At 67.2% G+C, this 14,838-nt stretch carries 16 protein-coding genes; all 16 read right to left on the bottom strand.

Annotated features, from left to right (window positions below):
- Positions 1–80: 80 nt before the first annotated feature.
- The gene (locus Q0O97_RS16495; RefSeq protein ID WP_294931921.1) at positions 81–368 is read right to left on the bottom strand and encodes a chorismate mutase; all 288 of its coding nucleotides are present in this window, start codon (positions 366–368) and stop codon (positions 81–83) included.
- 139 nt (positions 369–507) lie between these two features.
- The gene (ftsH, locus tag Q0O97_RS16490; RefSeq protein WP_294931918.1) at positions 508–2,403 is read right to left on the bottom strand and encodes an ATP-dependent zinc metalloprotease FtsH; all 1,896 of its coding nucleotides are present in this window, start codon (positions 2,401–2,403) and stop codon (positions 508–510) included.
- A 58-nt stretch (positions 2,404–2,461) separates the two neighbouring features.
- Positions 2,462–3,700, bottom strand: a complete 1,239-nt coding sequence (gene tilS, locus Q0O97_RS16485) for a tRNA lysidine(34) synthetase TilS (RefSeq protein WP_294931915.1) — start codon at positions 3,698–3,700, stop codon at positions 2,462–2,464.
- Complete coding sequence (locus tag Q0O97_RS16480; RefSeq protein WP_294931912.1) at positions 3,697–4,611, bottom strand: tetratricopeptide repeat protein; 915 nt, start codon at positions 4,609–4,611, stop codon at positions 3,697–3,699. Before Q0O97_RS16480 ends, tilS begins: the two co-directional genes overlap by 4 nt.
- Complete coding sequence (gene pal, locus Q0O97_RS16475; protein ID WP_294931909.1) at positions 4,611–5,120, bottom strand: peptidoglycan-associated lipoprotein Pal; 510 nt, start codon at positions 5,118–5,120, stop codon at positions 4,611–4,613. Before pal ends, Q0O97_RS16480 begins: the two co-directional genes overlap by 1 nt.
- Before the next feature lie 22 nt (positions 5,121–5,142).
- Positions 5,143–6,468, bottom strand: a complete 1,326-nt coding sequence (gene tolB / locus Q0O97_RS16470) for a Tol-Pal system beta propeller repeat protein TolB (RefSeq protein ID WP_294931905.1) — start codon at positions 6,466–6,468, stop codon at positions 5,143–5,145.
- 11 nt (positions 6,469–6,479) lie between these two features.
- Complete coding sequence (locus Q0O97_RS16465; RefSeq protein ID WP_294931902.1) at positions 6,480–7,004, bottom strand: hypothetical protein; 525 nt, start codon at positions 7,002–7,004, stop codon at positions 6,480–6,482.
- Complete coding sequence (locus Q0O97_RS16460) at positions 7,004–8,503, bottom strand: protein TolA (RefSeq protein ID WP_294931899.1); 1,500 nt, start codon at positions 8,501–8,503, stop codon at positions 7,004–7,006. Before Q0O97_RS16460 ends, Q0O97_RS16465 begins: the two co-directional genes overlap by 1 nt.
- Positions 8,504–8,507: 4 nt before the next feature.
- A complete protein-coding gene (locus tag Q0O97_RS16455) occupies positions 8,508–8,960 on the bottom strand; it encodes an ExbD/TolR family protein (protein ID WP_294931896.1) in 453 nt (150 codons plus the stop codon).
- A 1-nt stretch (position 8,961) separates the two neighbouring features.
- A complete protein-coding gene (gene tolQ, locus Q0O97_RS16450; RefSeq protein WP_294931894.1) occupies positions 8,962–9,657 on the bottom strand; it encodes a protein TolQ in 696 nt (231 codons plus the stop codon).
- Positions 9,658–9,775: 118 nt separating this feature from the next.
- The gene (ybgC, locus tag Q0O97_RS16445) at positions 9,776–10,162 is read right to left on the bottom strand and encodes a tol-pal system-associated acyl-CoA thioesterase (RefSeq protein ID WP_294931891.1); all 387 of its coding nucleotides are present in this window, start codon (positions 10,160–10,162) and stop codon (positions 9,776–9,778) included.
- On the bottom strand, positions 10,159–10,761 hold the full coding sequence (locus tag Q0O97_RS16440; protein ID WP_294931888.1) for a hypothetical protein: 603 nt from the start codon (positions 10,759–10,761) through the stop codon (positions 10,159–10,161). The genes ybgC and Q0O97_RS16440 overlap by 4 nt, the downstream gene beginning before the upstream one ends.
- Before the next feature lie 57 nt (positions 10,762–10,818).
- Positions 10,819–11,997, bottom strand: a complete 1,179-nt coding sequence (locus Q0O97_RS16435; protein WP_294931885.1) for a Hint domain-containing protein — start codon at positions 11,995–11,997, stop codon at positions 10,819–10,821.
- Positions 11,998–12,161: 164 nt separating this feature from the next.
- Positions 12,162–12,791, bottom strand: a complete 630-nt coding sequence (locus Q0O97_RS16430; RefSeq protein WP_294931925.1) for a CoA transferase subunit B — start codon at positions 12,789–12,791, stop codon at positions 12,162–12,164.
- The gene (locus Q0O97_RS16425) at positions 12,791–13,516 is read right to left on the bottom strand and encodes a CoA transferase subunit A (RefSeq protein WP_294931882.1); all 726 of its coding nucleotides are present in this window, start codon (positions 13,514–13,516) and stop codon (positions 12,791–12,793) included. Before Q0O97_RS16425 ends, Q0O97_RS16430 begins: the two co-directional genes overlap by 1 nt.
- Positions 13,517–13,666: 150 nt before the next feature.
- Positions 13,667–14,838 (bottom strand): topoisomerase C-terminal repeat-containing protein (locus tag Q0O97_RS16420; protein ID WP_294931879.1); only part of this gene is annotated, 1,172 nt, incomplete at its 5' end.

The following is a 14,838-nucleotide window of genomic DNA, read 5'->3' as shown; positions in this document are numbered from 1 at the left end:
AAGCCAAGCCAAGCCAAGCCAAGCCAAGCCAAGCCAAGCCAAGCCAAGCCAAGCCTCGGTCGCGCAGGACAAGGCCCGCGTCAAGCCCCGTCTTCGCCGCTTTCCTGCAGATAGGTTTCTTCCTGCGCGATGAAATGCTCTACCATCAGCCGCCAGATCCGTTCGGCCAGGTCGGGGTCCAGCCCTTCTTCCTCGGCCAGGCGGCGCGCATTATGGGCGACCTCTTCGACGCGGGATTCGATGCGTGCGGGCAGGTTCTCGCGCGCCTTGATCCGCGCCGCTTCATCAATCAGGCGCGAGCGTTCGGCCAAGAGCGCGACCAGCCGCGCATCCAGCGCGTCGATGCGGGTTCGCAGGCGGGGAAGCATGGAGGAATCGGGGAGTTCGTTCGAGCTGTTCATGCCCAAGGGATGCGCGACAATCCCCCCGGTTGCAAGACCACCGGGGCGATTTCGCATCGTGCCGCCGCCAAGGAAAAACCCCGGCGCGATGGCCGGGGTTCGGGGTCTATTGCGGTTGCGGGGTCGCGCCGGGGGTGGGGCGCGAACCTTCGACCTTGGGCATGGCGGCCACCACGGGAATATCCGAATCGGGGGCATCATCGTCGTCACCCAGCGATTCGCCACGGATGACCTTGCCGATCTGTTCGCCGGTCAGCGTCTCATATTCCAGAAGACCCTTGGCGAGGCGCTCGAATTCCTCGGATTTCTCGATCAGGATGCGGTGGGCTTCCTGATAGCCTTCCTCGATCATGTCGCGGACCTCGGATTCGATCAGTTCCTTCGTATGGGCGCTGATCGAGAAACCGGCGGTATTACCGGAATATCCCTCATGCGCCTCGGAGTAATCGACCGCGCCGACCTTGTCCGACATGCCCCAGCGCATGACCATCGCGCGCGCCAGCGCCGAAGCCTGCTGGATGTCGCCTGCCGGGCCGTTCGAGACGCCTTCCTCACCGTATTTGATGATCTCGGCGGCTTTGCCAGCCATAGTCATGGCGATCTTCTGCTTGGCTTCGTCCTTGTGATAGTTCAGCCGGTCCATCTCGGGCAGGCTGACGACCATGCCAAGGGCGCCGCCGCGCGGGATGATCGTGGCCTTGTAGACCGGATCGCATTTCGGCAGCGACAGGCCGACGATGGCGTGACCGGCCTCGTGATAGGCGGTCTTTTCCTTCTGCTCGGGCGTCAGGACCATGCTGCGGCGTTCGACCCCCAGCATCACCTTGTCCTTGGCATTCTCGAAATCGTCCATCGTGACGAAACGGCGGCCGATGCGCGCGGCCATCAGCGCGGCCTCGTTCACCAGGTTCATCAGGTCGGCGCCCGAAAAACCCGGCGTGCCGCGCGCGATGATGCGCAGATCGACGTCGGGACCGACCGGCACCTTGCGGGCGTGGACATTCAGGATATGCTCGCGCCCCTTGATGTCGGGATTGGGGACGTGGATCTGGCGGTCGAAGCGGCCCGGACGCAGCAGCGCGGGGTCCAGCACGTCCTTGCGGTTGGTGGCCGCGATGATGATGACGCCCTCGTTCGCATCAAACCCGTCCATCTCGACCAGAAGCTGGTTCAGCGTCTGTTCGCGTTCATCGTTACCACCGCCGATGCCCACGCCGCGCGCACGGCCCACGGCATCGATTTCGTCGATGAAGACGATGCAAGGCGCTGATTTCTTGGCCTGTTCAAACATGTCGCGCACACGGCTTGCGCCAACACCGACGAACATTTCCACGAAATCGGACCCCGAGATGGTGAAGAAGGGCACGCCCGCCTCGCCCGCGATGGCACGCGCCAGCAGCGTCTTGCCGGTGCCCGGCGGACCGACCAGCAGCGCGCCTTTCGGGATCTTGCCGCCCAGGCGGCTGAATTTCTGCGGATTGCGCAGGAATTCGACGATTTCCTCAAGTTCCTCCTTGGCCTCGTCGATGCCGGCCACGTCGTCGAAGGTCACCCGGCCATGCTTTTCGGTCAGCATCTTGGCCCGGCTCTTGCCAAAGCCCATCGCGCCGCCTTTGCCGCCGCCCTGCATCCGGTTCATGAAAAAGATCCAAACGCCGATCAGCAGGATGAAGGGCAGCCAGACGCCCAGGATCGACATGAAGCCCGAGGTCTGCTGCGGTTCCACCCGCATTTCGACCCCGTGTTCGATCAGGCGTTCGGAAAACTCCTCGCCCATCGGGCGGACCGTGGTCAGCTGCGTGCCGTCCTTGGTGGTCAGGCTGATCTTTTCGCCGTCGACGATGACGCTGGCGACCTGGTCGTTTTCGACCCGGTCGATGAAGCTTGAATAGCTGATCTGGCGGCTGTTCATCTGACTGCTGCCGTCGCTGAACAGATTGAACAGCGCCAGGATCATCAAGAACAGAACCACCCAAAAGGCGATATTGCGCGCATTGCCCAAGGGCACGTCCTCCGCGGGAATAAGTCTTAGTCTGAAAATAGGGATTCCGCCACAAGGTTCAATGCGAGATCAGCATTCCATGAAAATCTGACGCATTTCGCAGCGGCTCGACCGCGATTTCCGGCCCGTGCGGCAGCAGCGGCGCCGCGATCAGCCGGTCGCCATGCCAGATGGCGGGGCTGGCGGCGGCCTCGTCCCGCGACAGCCCGCCGGCGCGCCAGTCCAGCGTGGCCAGCGGCTGATGGCCAAGCGCGCGGACATGGCACGACGGCGACAACCCCGCGATCCGCCAGCGGTTGTCCCAGATCACCGGCCGGCCCGAGGCGCGGCAATCTGTCGCGCGCATCGCGGCGGCGGGTTCGCGGATCAGCCGGATCGCCCCACCCCGGCGCTGGACGATGACACCGCCAAGGGTGGCGCGCGCGCCGTTTGCAATGGCGTCCAGCAGATGGGCGATCTTGTCGCGGCGCGGCGCATAATCCACGCCGGTAACCCAACGCAACGCGGCGGCGATGATGCGGCGGCGGATCTCGAACGGCGCATCCGCGAAATCACCGGCGGGCAACGTCAGCGCGCCCGCATGGGCCGTGGCATCCCAGCAGATCCGCGCCGCGCAATGCTGCAACGCCTGCCGGGCGGACCCCATGTTTTCAGCCACTTGCGCCAGATTATCAGGCGAAAGCCCAAGCTGCCCGATGGCCTGCCGGATGCGCACCCGGTCATAATCGGTGTTCTGGTTCGAGGGGTCGTCTATCCATCCCACCCCCTGCCCGCGCAGCCAGTCGCGCAACCTGTCCCGGCGAATCGCCAGCAGCGGGCGCAGCCATGCGATCCCGCCCGAGTGGCGCGACGCGGCCATGCCCGACAGCCCATCGACCCCCGCCCCGCGCGCCAGCCGCATCAGCACGGTTTCCGCCTGGTCGTCCAGCGTATGGCCCAGCAGGACGGCTTGCAGCCCGTTGCGCGCGGCCCAGTCGCCCAGCAGGCGCAGCCGGGCGGCGCGGGCATCTGCCATCAGGTTCGCGAAGCGCCCGTCATGCTGCCAGACCAGCACCTCGTGCGGGATATGCAGGGCGGCGGCGGCACGGGCGGCGAATCGCGTCTCGTCCCCCGATTCGGGGCGCAGGCGGTGATCGACGGTCGCGGCCATCAGGCGGCGCGGCCCGCGCCATTCGGCGGCCAGATGCATCAGCGCCATCGAATCGCCCCCGCCCGACAGCGCCACGCCGACCGCGGACAGCCCGCCCGCAAGCGCCTCCAGCCGTTGGGCGACCTGCGCGGACAGGGGCGCGGTCATTCCAGGGGAAGGTCGAAGAATGCTTCGGGGTCCGTATCTTCGTCGAACCCGCCCCCTGCGATCACGGCATCGCAATCACTCGCGGCAAGGCGCTTTTCAGCCTCGGCGGCTTGGGGGGCGTTAGGGAAACGGGCCTGGATCTCGAACAGGAAGGGACATCCGGCGGCAGGGTCCGAGGTCCGCGCCACCGCACGCGACAGGCCCAGAAGCGCGTCGGCGGCCTGATCGCCATTCGGATCGGCGGCGAAGCTTTCCAGCCACGCCGCCCCCGCGCCTTGCAGATCGCCCGCGCTGTCCAGCGCCGCACCGCGCAGAAACAGCGCCTGCGCGGTTAGTGGGCCACCCGCATGGGCTTGGGCGACGGTCGCGAAGAGGTCCGCAGCACCGCGAAAGTCACCTTGACCGAGCACCTCCCGGGCCCGGTCGAAGTCGGCCTGCTCCGCCTCGGTGGCGGCCCCGGCCAGGGGGTTGGCGGCATTGCCATTCAGGCTGCCGTGTTGTTGCGGCACAGGCGCGGGGGCGGCGCCGCCCTGTTCGCCCAGCATCGGCGTCGAAAGCGTGCTGAAATCGCAGTTCGGCTCCATCTCGCACAGGCGGAATTCGATATCGCCGATGCGGGTGGTGCCGTCCTTGACCACGCGGTCGATGCGATTCTGCAACTGCTCGGTCTGGCCGGTCAGTTGGGCCAGCCGCGCCTCCATCGCGTTCATGCGGTCGATGGCGCTGTCGCCCCCCGCCATCGCGAAACCGAGCGAGCCGGACGCGACCAACTCGGACCGCAGCGATTGCAGGTCCTGCGTCAACTGGGTCAGCTCGGCGCGGATATCGGCCAGAGAGGGATTGCCCCCTTCCTGCGCGACCGCGCCAAGGCCCGCCAGCGCCAGGCCGGCGGCCAGCAGCAGCGCACGCATCAGCTACCCACCCCCGGAGCGACCACGGTCACGCCGCGGCGGTTGCGGGTAAAGCATTCCTCGGTCGAACAGACGGCCAGCGGGCGTTCCTTGCCATAGCTGACGGTGCGCAACCGGCCCGCGCCGACCCCTTGCGAGATCAGGTATTCCTGCACCGAACTGGCCCGCCGCGCGCCAAGCGCAAGGTTGTATTCGCGCGTGCCCTGTTCGTCTGCGTGACCTTCGATCACGGCCGAGAAATTGGGGTTCGCGTTCATCCATTGCGCCTGGCGGGCAAGGATGCCGCGCGCCTCGGACGACAGGGTGGACTGGTCAAGCTGGAAGTTCACGGTATCGCCGACCGCCGTGCGGAAATATTCCGCGCTGCCCGGCAAGGTGCCCACGCCCACGCCGTCATAGGCGCCCTGCCCGCTGGCATAGGGGTCGTTGACCATCGCGCCCTGCGGCTTCGAGCAGGCGCCAAGCGCCACGACCACGCCAAGCGCGGCAAGTTTCATCATCTGTTTCATCGCCATTCCCATTGCGAAGCCCTTACGGCAGCAACGGCCCCCAATCCGGGTCCGAAGCCGCCCCATTGAAGTCCACGGGTCGCATATTGCGCCCGGTAATGTCCACCGAATGCAGCCGCGACTGCCCGTCGTCGCCCGGCGTCGTCCGCATGAACATGATCACGCGCCCATTGGGCGCCCATGTCGGGCCTTCGTCAAGGAACGATTCCGTCAGCATTTTTTCCTCGGACCCGTCGGTGCGCATGACCCCGATATGGAAGCGCCCGCCGACCTGCCGGGTGAAGGCGATCATGTCGCCGCGCGGCGACCAGACGGGGGTGCCATAGCGCCCCTCGCCAAAGCTGATGCGCCGCGCCTCTCCGCCGCCCGCCGACATGACGTAAAGCTGCGGCGTCCCCGAGCGGTCGGATTCGAACACGATCTGGCTGCCGTCGGGGCTGTAGCTGGGCGATGTCTCGATCGAGGGCGAGTTGGTCAGCGCCCGCTGCGCGCCGGTCTGCGCATCCATCTGGTAGATGTCGGTATTGCCGCTTTGCTCCAGCGAATAGACGATCCAGCGCCCATCGGGCGAAAAGCGGGGCGAAAAGCTCATCGTGCCCTGCTGCTCGGACAGGGTGCGCGTCTGCATCGAGTTGACGTCCATCATCATGATGCGCGGAAAACCCGAGGCGAAGGACGTATAAAGCAGCCGGTTGCCGTCCGGCGAAAAGCGCGGCGCCAGCACCAGCGAGGAATCGTCGGTCAGCCAGCGGATATTCGCGCCGTCGTAATCCATGACGCCGATGCGCTTGCGGCGCGCGTCCTTGGGGCCGGATTCCGCGACGAATGCCACGCGGCTGTCGAAATAGGGCGATTCGCCCGTCAGCCGCGAATAGACCTGATCGGCGGCCTTGTGCGCCGCGCGTCGCCAGTTCCCGGTCGAGGCGTCGAACTGCATCCCGTCGCCAAGCGGCTGCCCGGCAAAGACGTCGAACAGGCGGAACTTGACGATGACCTTGCCGCCCTCGACCCGGACGGCGCCGGTGACAAGGGCCTGCGCGTTGACGGCCTTCCAGTCCTCGTATGCCACAGGCGCATCGAAACCGGCGGGGCGCGAGATATGGGCGCTGGCCGGGATCTCGCGGAAAAGGCCGGTGCCGGTCAGGTCGGCGGCGATCAGGCGCTGGACCTGGCCCAGCAATTCGCCCGCGCCGCCTTCGTCGTGAAAGGCCGCGATGGCGAAGGGCATCGGCTCGATCACGCCGTCGGTGATCTCGATCCTCAGGGGTCCGTCCTGCGCGATGGCGGGCGCGGCGACGCCAAGCGCCGCCAGCGAAAGAACAGAGGTGACAAGCAGTTTACGCAACATGAATCAGCCCTTCACGGTCTTGGTTGCAATTTATCGGTCGTCGTCAGGTAATAGCCAAGCCCCCAAACCGGCGGGTGCATCAGCAGCAGGCTGGCCACGATCACCGCCCCGGCCAGGCCAGGCCATTCCTGCCCTGGGGTGTGCGCCGCCTTCTGGCGCGGCTCGGCGAAGCGGATCGGCAGCCTATAATCCGACAGCGGCGCATCGGTCATATCAGCCGACACCACCGCGCCGTGGCGCTCAAGGCACCGGGTCAGGCGCGGGCGCAGTTCCCGCCAGTAATCCGCGGCCTGCTGGCCGGTCAGCCCTTCGGGGTCGGAAAACCGCAGGCTGCCGGGTTCGATCAAGCCCTCGCCGGTGGCGTGAAAGCGCAGCTCGAACCGCCGGGGTTCCGGTCCCGGCACGCGCTGCGTCGCCACCGTGGTGCAACGCTGCAAGACGGCGGACAGCGCCCGGCCCGTATCCGCCACGGCGGGCGGCACCAGCGAAACGCCAGCGGCAGCGGCCAGGGCAAGGCTGCGCGCAAACCCCGCCATCACCGCACCCCCGCACCGTCGGGGCGGAAGTCGATGATGACGTCGCGCCAGTGGCTGTATTTCTCGGCCGGCAGGTCGTAGCCGTCGCGGGCGCACATCAGGATCGCGCGGCGCCCGGCCTCATAGGCCTGGTTCGCGGCGGCCTCGGAGGGGCCGTTGTAGTCGATCATGCGAAGCGATCCCTGATCGGGCATGCCGTTCTGGCTCATGTTGAAGCGGATCGAGACAGTCGTGCGCGCGGCATCCGTGGACAGCGCCCCCCGGTTCCAGCATTGCTGGACCGCGATGCGGAAGCCGTCCTTTTCGCCCTGCGACAGCGGCGGGCCGCTGGCGGCGGCACCGCCCCCGCCCGACCCGCCCGAACCTTGCTGCTGCTGCGCGGCTTCCTCGGCGGCGCGGCGTTCGGCGGCCTCGGCGGCGGCGCGGGCCTCGGCCTCCTCGCGGGCGCGGGCTTCGGCTGCGGCGCGTTCGGCCTCGGCGGCGGCACGGGCTTCGGCCTCGCGGCGGGCGGCGGCCTCGCGTTCGGCGGCCTCGGCGGCTTCGCGGGCGGCAGCCTCTCGGGCCTCGGCCTCGCGGCGGGCCTGTTCCTCGGCCTGGCGGGCGGCGGCTTCTTCCTGGGCGCGGGTCTCGGCCTCGCGGCGTTCGGCAGCGGCGCGGCGTTCGGCCTCACGTTCGGCGGCGGCGGCCTCCTCGCGCGCGGCCTGTTCGCGGGCTTCGGCAGCCTGGCGTTCGGCTTCGGCCTCGCGGGCGGCCTGTTCACGGGCCTCGGCCTCGCGCGCGGCTTGCTGCGCGGCGGCAAGGCGGCGTTCCTCGGCCTGGCGTTCGGCGCTTGCACGTTCGGCGGCGGCCTGTTCCTCGGCGCGGGCAAGCGCGGCCTGGCGTTCGGCGGCGGCGCGTTCCGCCGCCTGCAAGGCTGCGGCCTGGCGGGCGGCGACGGCCTCGGCCAATCCGGCGGGGCGCGATTGCGGGCGAGGCGATGCCTGCGGGGCCAGCGCCGAGCGCGGCGGCTGCACGGGTTGCGCGGGCGTGCCGGGCCGGGCGGGGTTGGCGGTCTCGGCGGGCAACGCGGCCTGATCGGTCTGCTGGTCGGGCTGGCGCGGCTGCGGCGCCACGGTCGCCACCGGCTGCGGGCGCGCGCTTTCGGCAAACTCGCTCAGGTCCGGGCGGGCCTCGGCCTGATCGTCGGGATTGGGCAGGATCGTCGCGACCGGCGCGGACGAGGGCGGCGACATCGCCTGAGGCGCCCCGGCAACGTCCTCATCGGATGGCGGGCGCGGCTGCGCGGGCGTGCTGACGGCGGCGGCATCCACCGGCCCCGCCCCTGCGGCAGCGGCGGCCAGCGCCTGGAATTCCGCCTCGCTCATCGTGGAAACCGAGGTCATGCGGATCGCCTCCAGCGGCTCGGCGCGGAAGAACACGCCGCCCACGGCGACCCAGCCGATCAACCCGGCATGGGCGATGCCCGAGACCCAGGCGCCGATGCGATCAGCCCGTTCCATGAGTTCAGCCGTCCATCCGGGGACCGCCGCTTTCGGTCACCAGCACGATATTGTGGAACCCGCCCGCGTTCAGCGCGCCCATGACCTGCATCACGCGGGCATAGGGCAAGGCGCCGTCCGCGCGCAGAAAGATGCGGTCGCTGTTGCGCTCGGCCACGACGGCGCGCAGGCGGCTGACCAGCTCGTCCTCGGCCACCTCGGTCGTCATCAGGACCAGCGGCCCCTCGGGCGTGATGGAAACGGTCAGCGGTTCCTCCTGCTCGGCGGGGACGGCCTGCGCGGCGGTGCGCGGCAATTCCAGCGGCACGCCGACCGTCAGCATCGGCGCGGCGACCATGAAGACGATCAGCAAAACCAGCATCACGTCGACAAAGGGCGTGACATTGATTTCCGACATCGGGCGGGTGCGCCGCCTGCCACCCCTGCGCCTGTCCCTGGTGACGACATTCGCGCCCATCTTACGCCTCGTCCAGTTGCCGCGACAGGATGGTCGAGAACTCGTCGGCGAAAGCCTCGTGATTGCCGGTCAGGCGGTCGGCATCGCCGCTCAGCTTGTTGTAGAAGATCACCGCCGGAATCGCGGCCAGCAGGCCAAGCGCGGTGGCCACCAGCGCCTCGGCGATGCCCGGCGCGACCACGGCAAGCGAAGTGTTCTGCGACACGGCGATTTCCTCGAAGGCATTCTTGATGCCCCAGACGGTGCCGAACAGCCCGATGAAGGGCGCGGTGGACCCCACCGTCGCAAGAAAGGGCAGCCCCGCGTTCAGCCGGTCGCCTTCGCGCCCGATCGCCACGTTCATGGCCCGGTCGATGCGCGACACCGCCCCCGCGATCAGCCCGCCGTCGTCGCGATGGCTGCGCCGCCATTCGCCCATCCCTGCGGCAAAGATACGCTCGGGCGCGGTGCGGGGGGTGTCGCCGATGGTGTCGAACAGGTCGTCCAGCGGCTCACCCGACCAGAAGGCGCGGTCGAACTTGTCCGCCTCGCGCCGGGCGGCGGCAAAGGTGATGAATTTCTGGATGATGATCGCCCATGCCCAGAAAGAGGCCAGCACCAGCACCACCATCACGATCTGCACCGTGATCGAGGCGCGGGTGAAAAGCGCGATGACCGAGAAATCGACCGGCTGCCCGGCTACTGCGAGTTGTTCCATGAAACTGGCCTGTTCCTTATGTCCGCCGTCGGGCGGCTTTTCCCCGCAGATAGCAGAGGGGGATTCCCCGGCATAGCCTCGCCCCCGTCAATTCTGCGTCAACTTGCGCGCGATCCCGTCAGCCCAGCCCCGCGGCCAGCGCCCGCGGCAGCCGCACCGGACGCCCCCCTGCCCCGATGGCGACCAGCGTGACCCGCGCGACGAACAGCGCCGCACCCGCGCGCGTCACGCGCTGGTCCATCACCACCCGCGCGGGCGTCATCGAATGGACGCGGGATGCGACCGCCAGCAGATCGTCGAAACGCGCAGGCGACAGATAATCGGCCTCGATCCGGCGAACGGCAAAGACCACCCCTTCGGCCTTCATCGCCACCTGGTCGACCCCGATCCCGCGCAGCCATTCGCTGCGGGCGCGCTCGATGAATTTCAGGTAGTTGGCGTAATAGACGATACCCGCCAGATCGGTGTCCTCGTAATAGACCCGGACCGGGAATTGATGCGTCACGGCGCCCTCCTTTCACCCGGCTGCCCCGTCCGCGCCGCCAGCCGCAGCGCATGGGCCGGGTCGCGGGCGGCGACCGGCATCACCGGATCGTAGGCCGCCCGCAAAAGCGCCGCGACCTGTGCCGAGGGCCGGACATCCCCCGCGAATGTCAGCATCGCGCGCACCGCCAGCAATTCGGCCAGCGCGCCGGGGTGGGCATCGTGCAGCACGCCGCCCATCCGCACGAAGGTCAGGCAGGCGCGGATGCCCCCATCCGCGTCAAAGCGAAAGATGCGATACTGGTCCGCCCCCGCCTCGGCCAGCCGCGCGGGCAGGCCGGGCTGGCCCGTCAGGCGTTCCAGGTCCGGGATTTCGGCCAGTTCCGGCCAGTCGCCGGCAAAGAAGAACATCATGTTCGCCCCCATCTCGGGGTCGGTGTCGGTCAGCGGATGGCGGATATCGGCCAGCACCGCGCGCAGCGCCGCACGAAAGACGGCAAGGCTGTCGTCGGCCAGCCCAAAGACCACCGGCGCGACCGGCCTGCCCCATCGCGCGCAAAGATAGGCATCGTCGCGGGTGAAAAGCGGGGCAATGGCATCGGCGGTCAGGATCTGCGTCATGCCCACCCCTTACGCCATCACCCGCGCGCATGGAAGCGGGCGCGCCCGCCTTTCGCCTTAGCCCTCCAGAGCGGCCAGCAAGGGCTTGCGGTTCTGTTCATGCCGCACCGCCAGCCGCCGCGCCTGCCGCCCCGAGACCAGCGGACGCGCCGCCTCGGCCTCGAACCCGCCGTCCTGCAACTGCGGGAAGATGGCGAACAACTCGGCCCGCGCGGCGGGGCCGACGGATTTCACCGCCTCGGCGCCGGGATAGAGCGATTCCGTCTCGGCCCCGTTCGACAACACGATTTCATGACGGTCGAAGATGAAATGGAAATATTCGACCCCGTCCAGGTCATGGGCGATATCCACGCCCTCCAGCAGCAAAAGCTGCTTGGCGGCCACCAGAACCTCGGGCACGCCGAACATCTTCCGCGCGATATTCGACCGCACGAGGACACGGTGCTGCGGCGACACCAGCAGGTCGCTTTCCGGCAACCCCTGCCCCAGGGCGCCCGCGCGGATGCGGATCGGGCGCAGCCTGGGCAAGGCGGCCAGCACCGGCCCGTCGAAACGCCGCCCGCCGATCCAGCGGATCGGCTGCGCGCCATTGTCGCACGTCAGCACCAGGTCGCCCGGCCGCAAATCCTGCACGGGACGCAGCCCATCGGGACAGGCGATCAGCGTGCCGCGGGTAAAGCAGACGATCTCGGTTTCAAAGATACCGGCGTTGAAGCCGATGGTAGAGACATTGTTGGAAATCGGCGCTACCGAAACGATTTCCACCCTTGAAATCTGGTTGATGCCGTCCCACTCATCGACCGTTTGCAGCGAAGGGCGGAAGAACAGATCGCCGTTGCTCATCTGTATGACGACGCCGCTTTGCCGGACAACGGAACTGTTGCCATCCTCATCGTGAACGGTGATGTCGAACGTCGCAGTGGCGAAGGCGCGAATCGAGACCCCGCTTAGCGGGTCGCCGGTTTGCGGGTCGTCGTAGGAAAACTGGCTGGCAGGCTCGCCGGGATTAGGCCTCCACCCACCAGACGGCGGAACTTCATCATACGTCGTTCTGAAATAGGCATTCTGGCCGAAACCATAGGAAGGCTCGCCATTCAAAGCGACCGGCTTGACCTCACTACGGCCTTCAGCCTCCCAGCCAAGGATTGCATTGAACTGGCTTTGGCTGGCATTGCTGTTGGAGTTAGAGCTAAGCAGATCCGTATTTCCGATCCACATCAAGTTTACGTCAGGCATGTCTCACCTTTCTGAGCTACCGATGGGCGGAAACGCACCGCCCTGTTCGCCTTCTAGCCGCAAGGTGCGGAAAGTTCAAAGAAATTAAACGGACATTTCGCCGCGGCCATGAAAAAAACCGGCCACGGCAAAGCCGCAGCCGGTTCGAAACGATGCAGGCAGGATCAGCCGGTGATGGTCGCCTCGGTCGCGGCGCGCATGTCGGCCTCGGAAACGCCATCGGCAAGTTCGACGATCTTCAGCCCGCCGTCCACGACGTCCAGAACGCCCAGGTTGGTGATGATGCGGTTGACCACGCCCGTGCCGGTCAGGGGCAAGGTGCAGGACTTCAGCACCTTGGATTCGCCCGCCTTGTTGGTGTGATCCATCACCACCACCACGCGGCGCACGCCCGCGACCAGATCCATCGCGCCGCCCATGCCCTTGACCAGCTTGCCGGGGATCATCCAGTTCGCCAGGTCGCCGTTCTCGGCAACCTCCATCGCGCCAAGGATCGCCATCGCGATCTTGCCACCCCGGATCATCGCGAAACTCTCGGCGCTGTCGAAATAGGCCGTCTGCGGCAGTTCCGTCACCGTCTGCTTGCCCGCGTTGATCAGGTCGGGATCCTCTTCGCCCTCGAACGGGAAAGGCCCGATCCCCAGCATCCCGTTCTCCGATTGCAGCGTCACATGCACGCCTTCGGGGATATAGTTGGCCACCAACGTTGGGATGCCGATGCCCAGGTTCACATACCAGCCGTCCTGAAGTTCCTGGGCGGCGCGCGCCGCCATCTGATTGCGATCCCAGGGCATCATGCGGTCTCCTTCTTGCTGGTGTCCGAGTCGCGCGAACGGGTCGTGCGCTGCTCGATGCGCTTTTCATGCTGCCCCTGGATCAGGCGGTGGACATAGATCCCTGGCAGGTGGATCGCATCCGGGTCCAGCGTTCCCGTCGGCACGATCTCCTCGACCTCGACCACGCAAAGCCGCCCGCATTTCGCCGCAGGCACGTTGAAGTTGCGCGCGGTCTTGCGAAAGATCACATTGCCCGATTCATCGGCCTTCCAGCCCTTGACAATGGCCAGATCGGCAAAGATCCCGCGTTCGAGGATATAGGTCTCCCCGTCGAAATCCTTGTGCTCCTTGCCCTCGGCAATGACGGTACCGACGCCAGTCTTGGTGTAGAAACCGGGAATCCCCGCGCCACCCGCCCGCATCCGCTCGGCCAGCGTGCCTTGCGGGTTGAACTCCAGTTCAAGCTCGCCGGACAGGTATTGACGCATGAATTCGGCGTTTTCGCCGACATAGGACGAAATCATCTTGCGAAGCTGGCGGCTGTCCAGCAGCACGCCCAACCCGAAACCGTCCACCCCGCAGTTGTTGCTGGCCACGGTCAGGTCCTTGACCCCCGATTTGCGGATCGCCTCGATCAGCAGTTCGGGGATGCCGCAAAGCCCGAAGCCCCCCGCCGCAATCAGCATCCCGTCCCGCAACACACCCTCAAGCGCAGCATCCGCGCTGTCGTAGAGCTTGCTCATAAGTCCCTCCGCTTTGGATGCATCCGTTTTGGCGACGTTGCGGCACAGAGTCAACGCAGCGGCAGCGCCCCACCGCACCCTTTCTTCATCACCCAAATACCCATGCCGGCCATGCAACCGGCTGTGCCGGTGCAGGTGGCAAGGGGCGGCTCAACCCTCGGCCTTCTTCGCGGGCTTCCTGGCGGCGGGTTTCCTGGCGCCGGCCTTCTTCGCCGCGGGCTTCTTGGCCGCCGGTTTCTTCGCGGCAGGTTTCTTGCCGCCCTTCGCGGCCTTGGCCGCAATCAGTTCCAGCGCGCGTTCCAGCGTCACATCGCCCGGTTCCAGGTCGCGCGGCAGGGTGGCGTTGACCTTGGCCCATTTGACGTAAGGCCCGTAGCGCCCCGCCATCACCTGAACCGGCCCGCCCTCGGGATGCTCGCCCAGTTCCGCCAGCGGCGCGGCGGCGGCTGCCCTGCCCCGTGTGGGCTTGCTGGCCAGCACCTCGACCGCGCGGTTCATGCCGATGGTAAAGACCTCTTCGACATCGGGCAGGTTGGCGTATTTCGCGCCATGCTTGACGTAAGGCCCGTAACGCCCGATCCCGGCCTCGACCAACTCGCCATCCTCGGGGTGCGGGCCGATCGGGCGCGGCAGCGACAGCAGCGACAGCGCCCTTTCCAGATCGACCGCAGCCGCGTCCCAGCCCTTGGGGATCGAGGCGCGGGGCGGCTTCGGCTGCTCCGCCGTCGCCTCGCCGCGTTGGACATAGGGGCCGAAACGCCCGGTTTTCAGGCTGATCTCGTCGCCCGCATCCTCGCCCAGGATCCGATCGCCAACCGCCTCGCCCTCGGGACCGGAAATCGGACGGGTATAGCGGCACTCGGGATAGTTGCCGCAGCCGATGAAGGCCCCGCCGGAACGCGCGGTCTTCAGATGCAGCCGCCCCGAACCGCAAAGCGGACAGGCACGCGGATCGCCGCCGTCCGTGCGCGGCGGATAAAGATGCGGGGCCAGCGCGTCGTCGATGGCGGTAAGCACCTCGGAGATGCGCAATTCGCTGGTGTCTTCCAGCGCGGCCGAGAAATCGCGCCAGAACCGCCGCAGCACCTCGCGATAGGCGCGGCTGCCCGAGGAAATGTCGTCCAGCTCGCCCTCAAGATCGGCGGTGAAATCATAGCTGACATAGCGCGGGAAGTATTTCAGCAAGAAGATCGTGACCAGCCGCCCCTTGTCCTCGGGGATCAGGCGGTTCTTGTCCTTGCGGACGTAATCGCGGTCCTGGATCGTCGTGACGATGCTGGCATAGGTCGAGGGGCGGCCGATGCCCAGTTCTTCCATCCGCT

It is taken from the genome of uncultured Paracoccus sp. (genome assembly GCF_945915435.1).
Taxonomy (GTDB): Bacteria; Pseudomonadota; Alphaproteobacteria; order Rhodobacterales; family Rhodobacteraceae; genus Paracoccus.
The sequence above is the reverse complement of the archived record's forward strand: the minus strand, read 5'-3'. Positions and strand labels throughout refer to the sequence as shown.

Excerpts from the sequence above, each read along its gene's own strand:
- Q0O97_RS16495 (WP_294931921.1), bottom strand. The coding sequence starts at position 368 with ATGCTTCCCCGCCTGCGAACCCGCATCGACGCGCTGGATGCGCGGCTG.
- Q0O97_RS16460 (WP_294931899.1), bottom strand. The coding sequence starts at position 8,503 with ATGGAACGGGCTGATCGCATCGGCGCCTGGGTCTCGGGCATCGCCCAT.
- Q0O97_RS16435 (WP_294931885.1), bottom strand. The coding sequence starts at position 11,997 with ATGCCTGACGTAAACTTGATGTGGATCGGAAATACGGATCTGCTTAGC.
- Q0O97_RS16430 (WP_294931925.1), bottom strand. The coding sequence starts at position 12,791 with ATGCCCTGGGATCGCAATCAGATGGCGGCGCGCGCCGCCCAGGAACTT.
- Q0O97_RS16465 (WP_294931902.1), bottom strand. The coding sequence starts at position 7,004 with ATGGCGGGGTTTGCGCGCAGCCTTGCCCTGGCCGCTGCCGCTGGCGTT.
- Q0O97_RS16425 (WP_294931882.1), bottom strand. The coding sequence starts at position 13,516 with ATGAGCAAGCTCTACGACAGCGCGGATGCTGCGCTTGAGGGTGTGTTG.
- pal (WP_294931909.1), bottom strand. The coding sequence starts at position 5,120 with ATGAAACAGATGATGAAACTTGCCGCGCTTGGCGTGGTCGTGGCGCTT.
- Q0O97_RS16480 (WP_294931912.1), bottom strand. The coding sequence starts at position 4,611 with ATGCGTGCGCTGCTGCTGGCCGCCGGCCTGGCGCTGGCGGGCCTTGGC.
- tilS (WP_294931915.1), bottom strand. The coding sequence starts at position 3,700 with ATGACCGCGCCCCTGTCCGCGCAGGTCGCCCAACGGCTGGAGGCGCTT.
- tolQ (WP_294931894.1), bottom strand. The coding sequence starts at position 9,657 with ATGGAACAACTCGCAGTAGCCGGGCAGCCGGTCGATTTCTCGGTCATC.
- Q0O97_RS16455 (WP_294931896.1), bottom strand. The coding sequence starts at position 8,960 with ATGGGCGCGAATGTCGTCACCAGGGACAGGCGCAGGGGTGGCAGGCGG.
- tolB (WP_294931905.1), bottom strand. The coding sequence starts at position 6,468 with ATGTTGCGTAAACTGCTTGTCACCTCTGTTCTTTCGCTGGCGGCGCTT.
- Q0O97_RS16440 (WP_294931888.1), bottom strand. The coding sequence starts at position 10,761 with ATGACGCAGATCCTGACCGCCGATGCCATTGCCCCGCTTTTCACCCGC.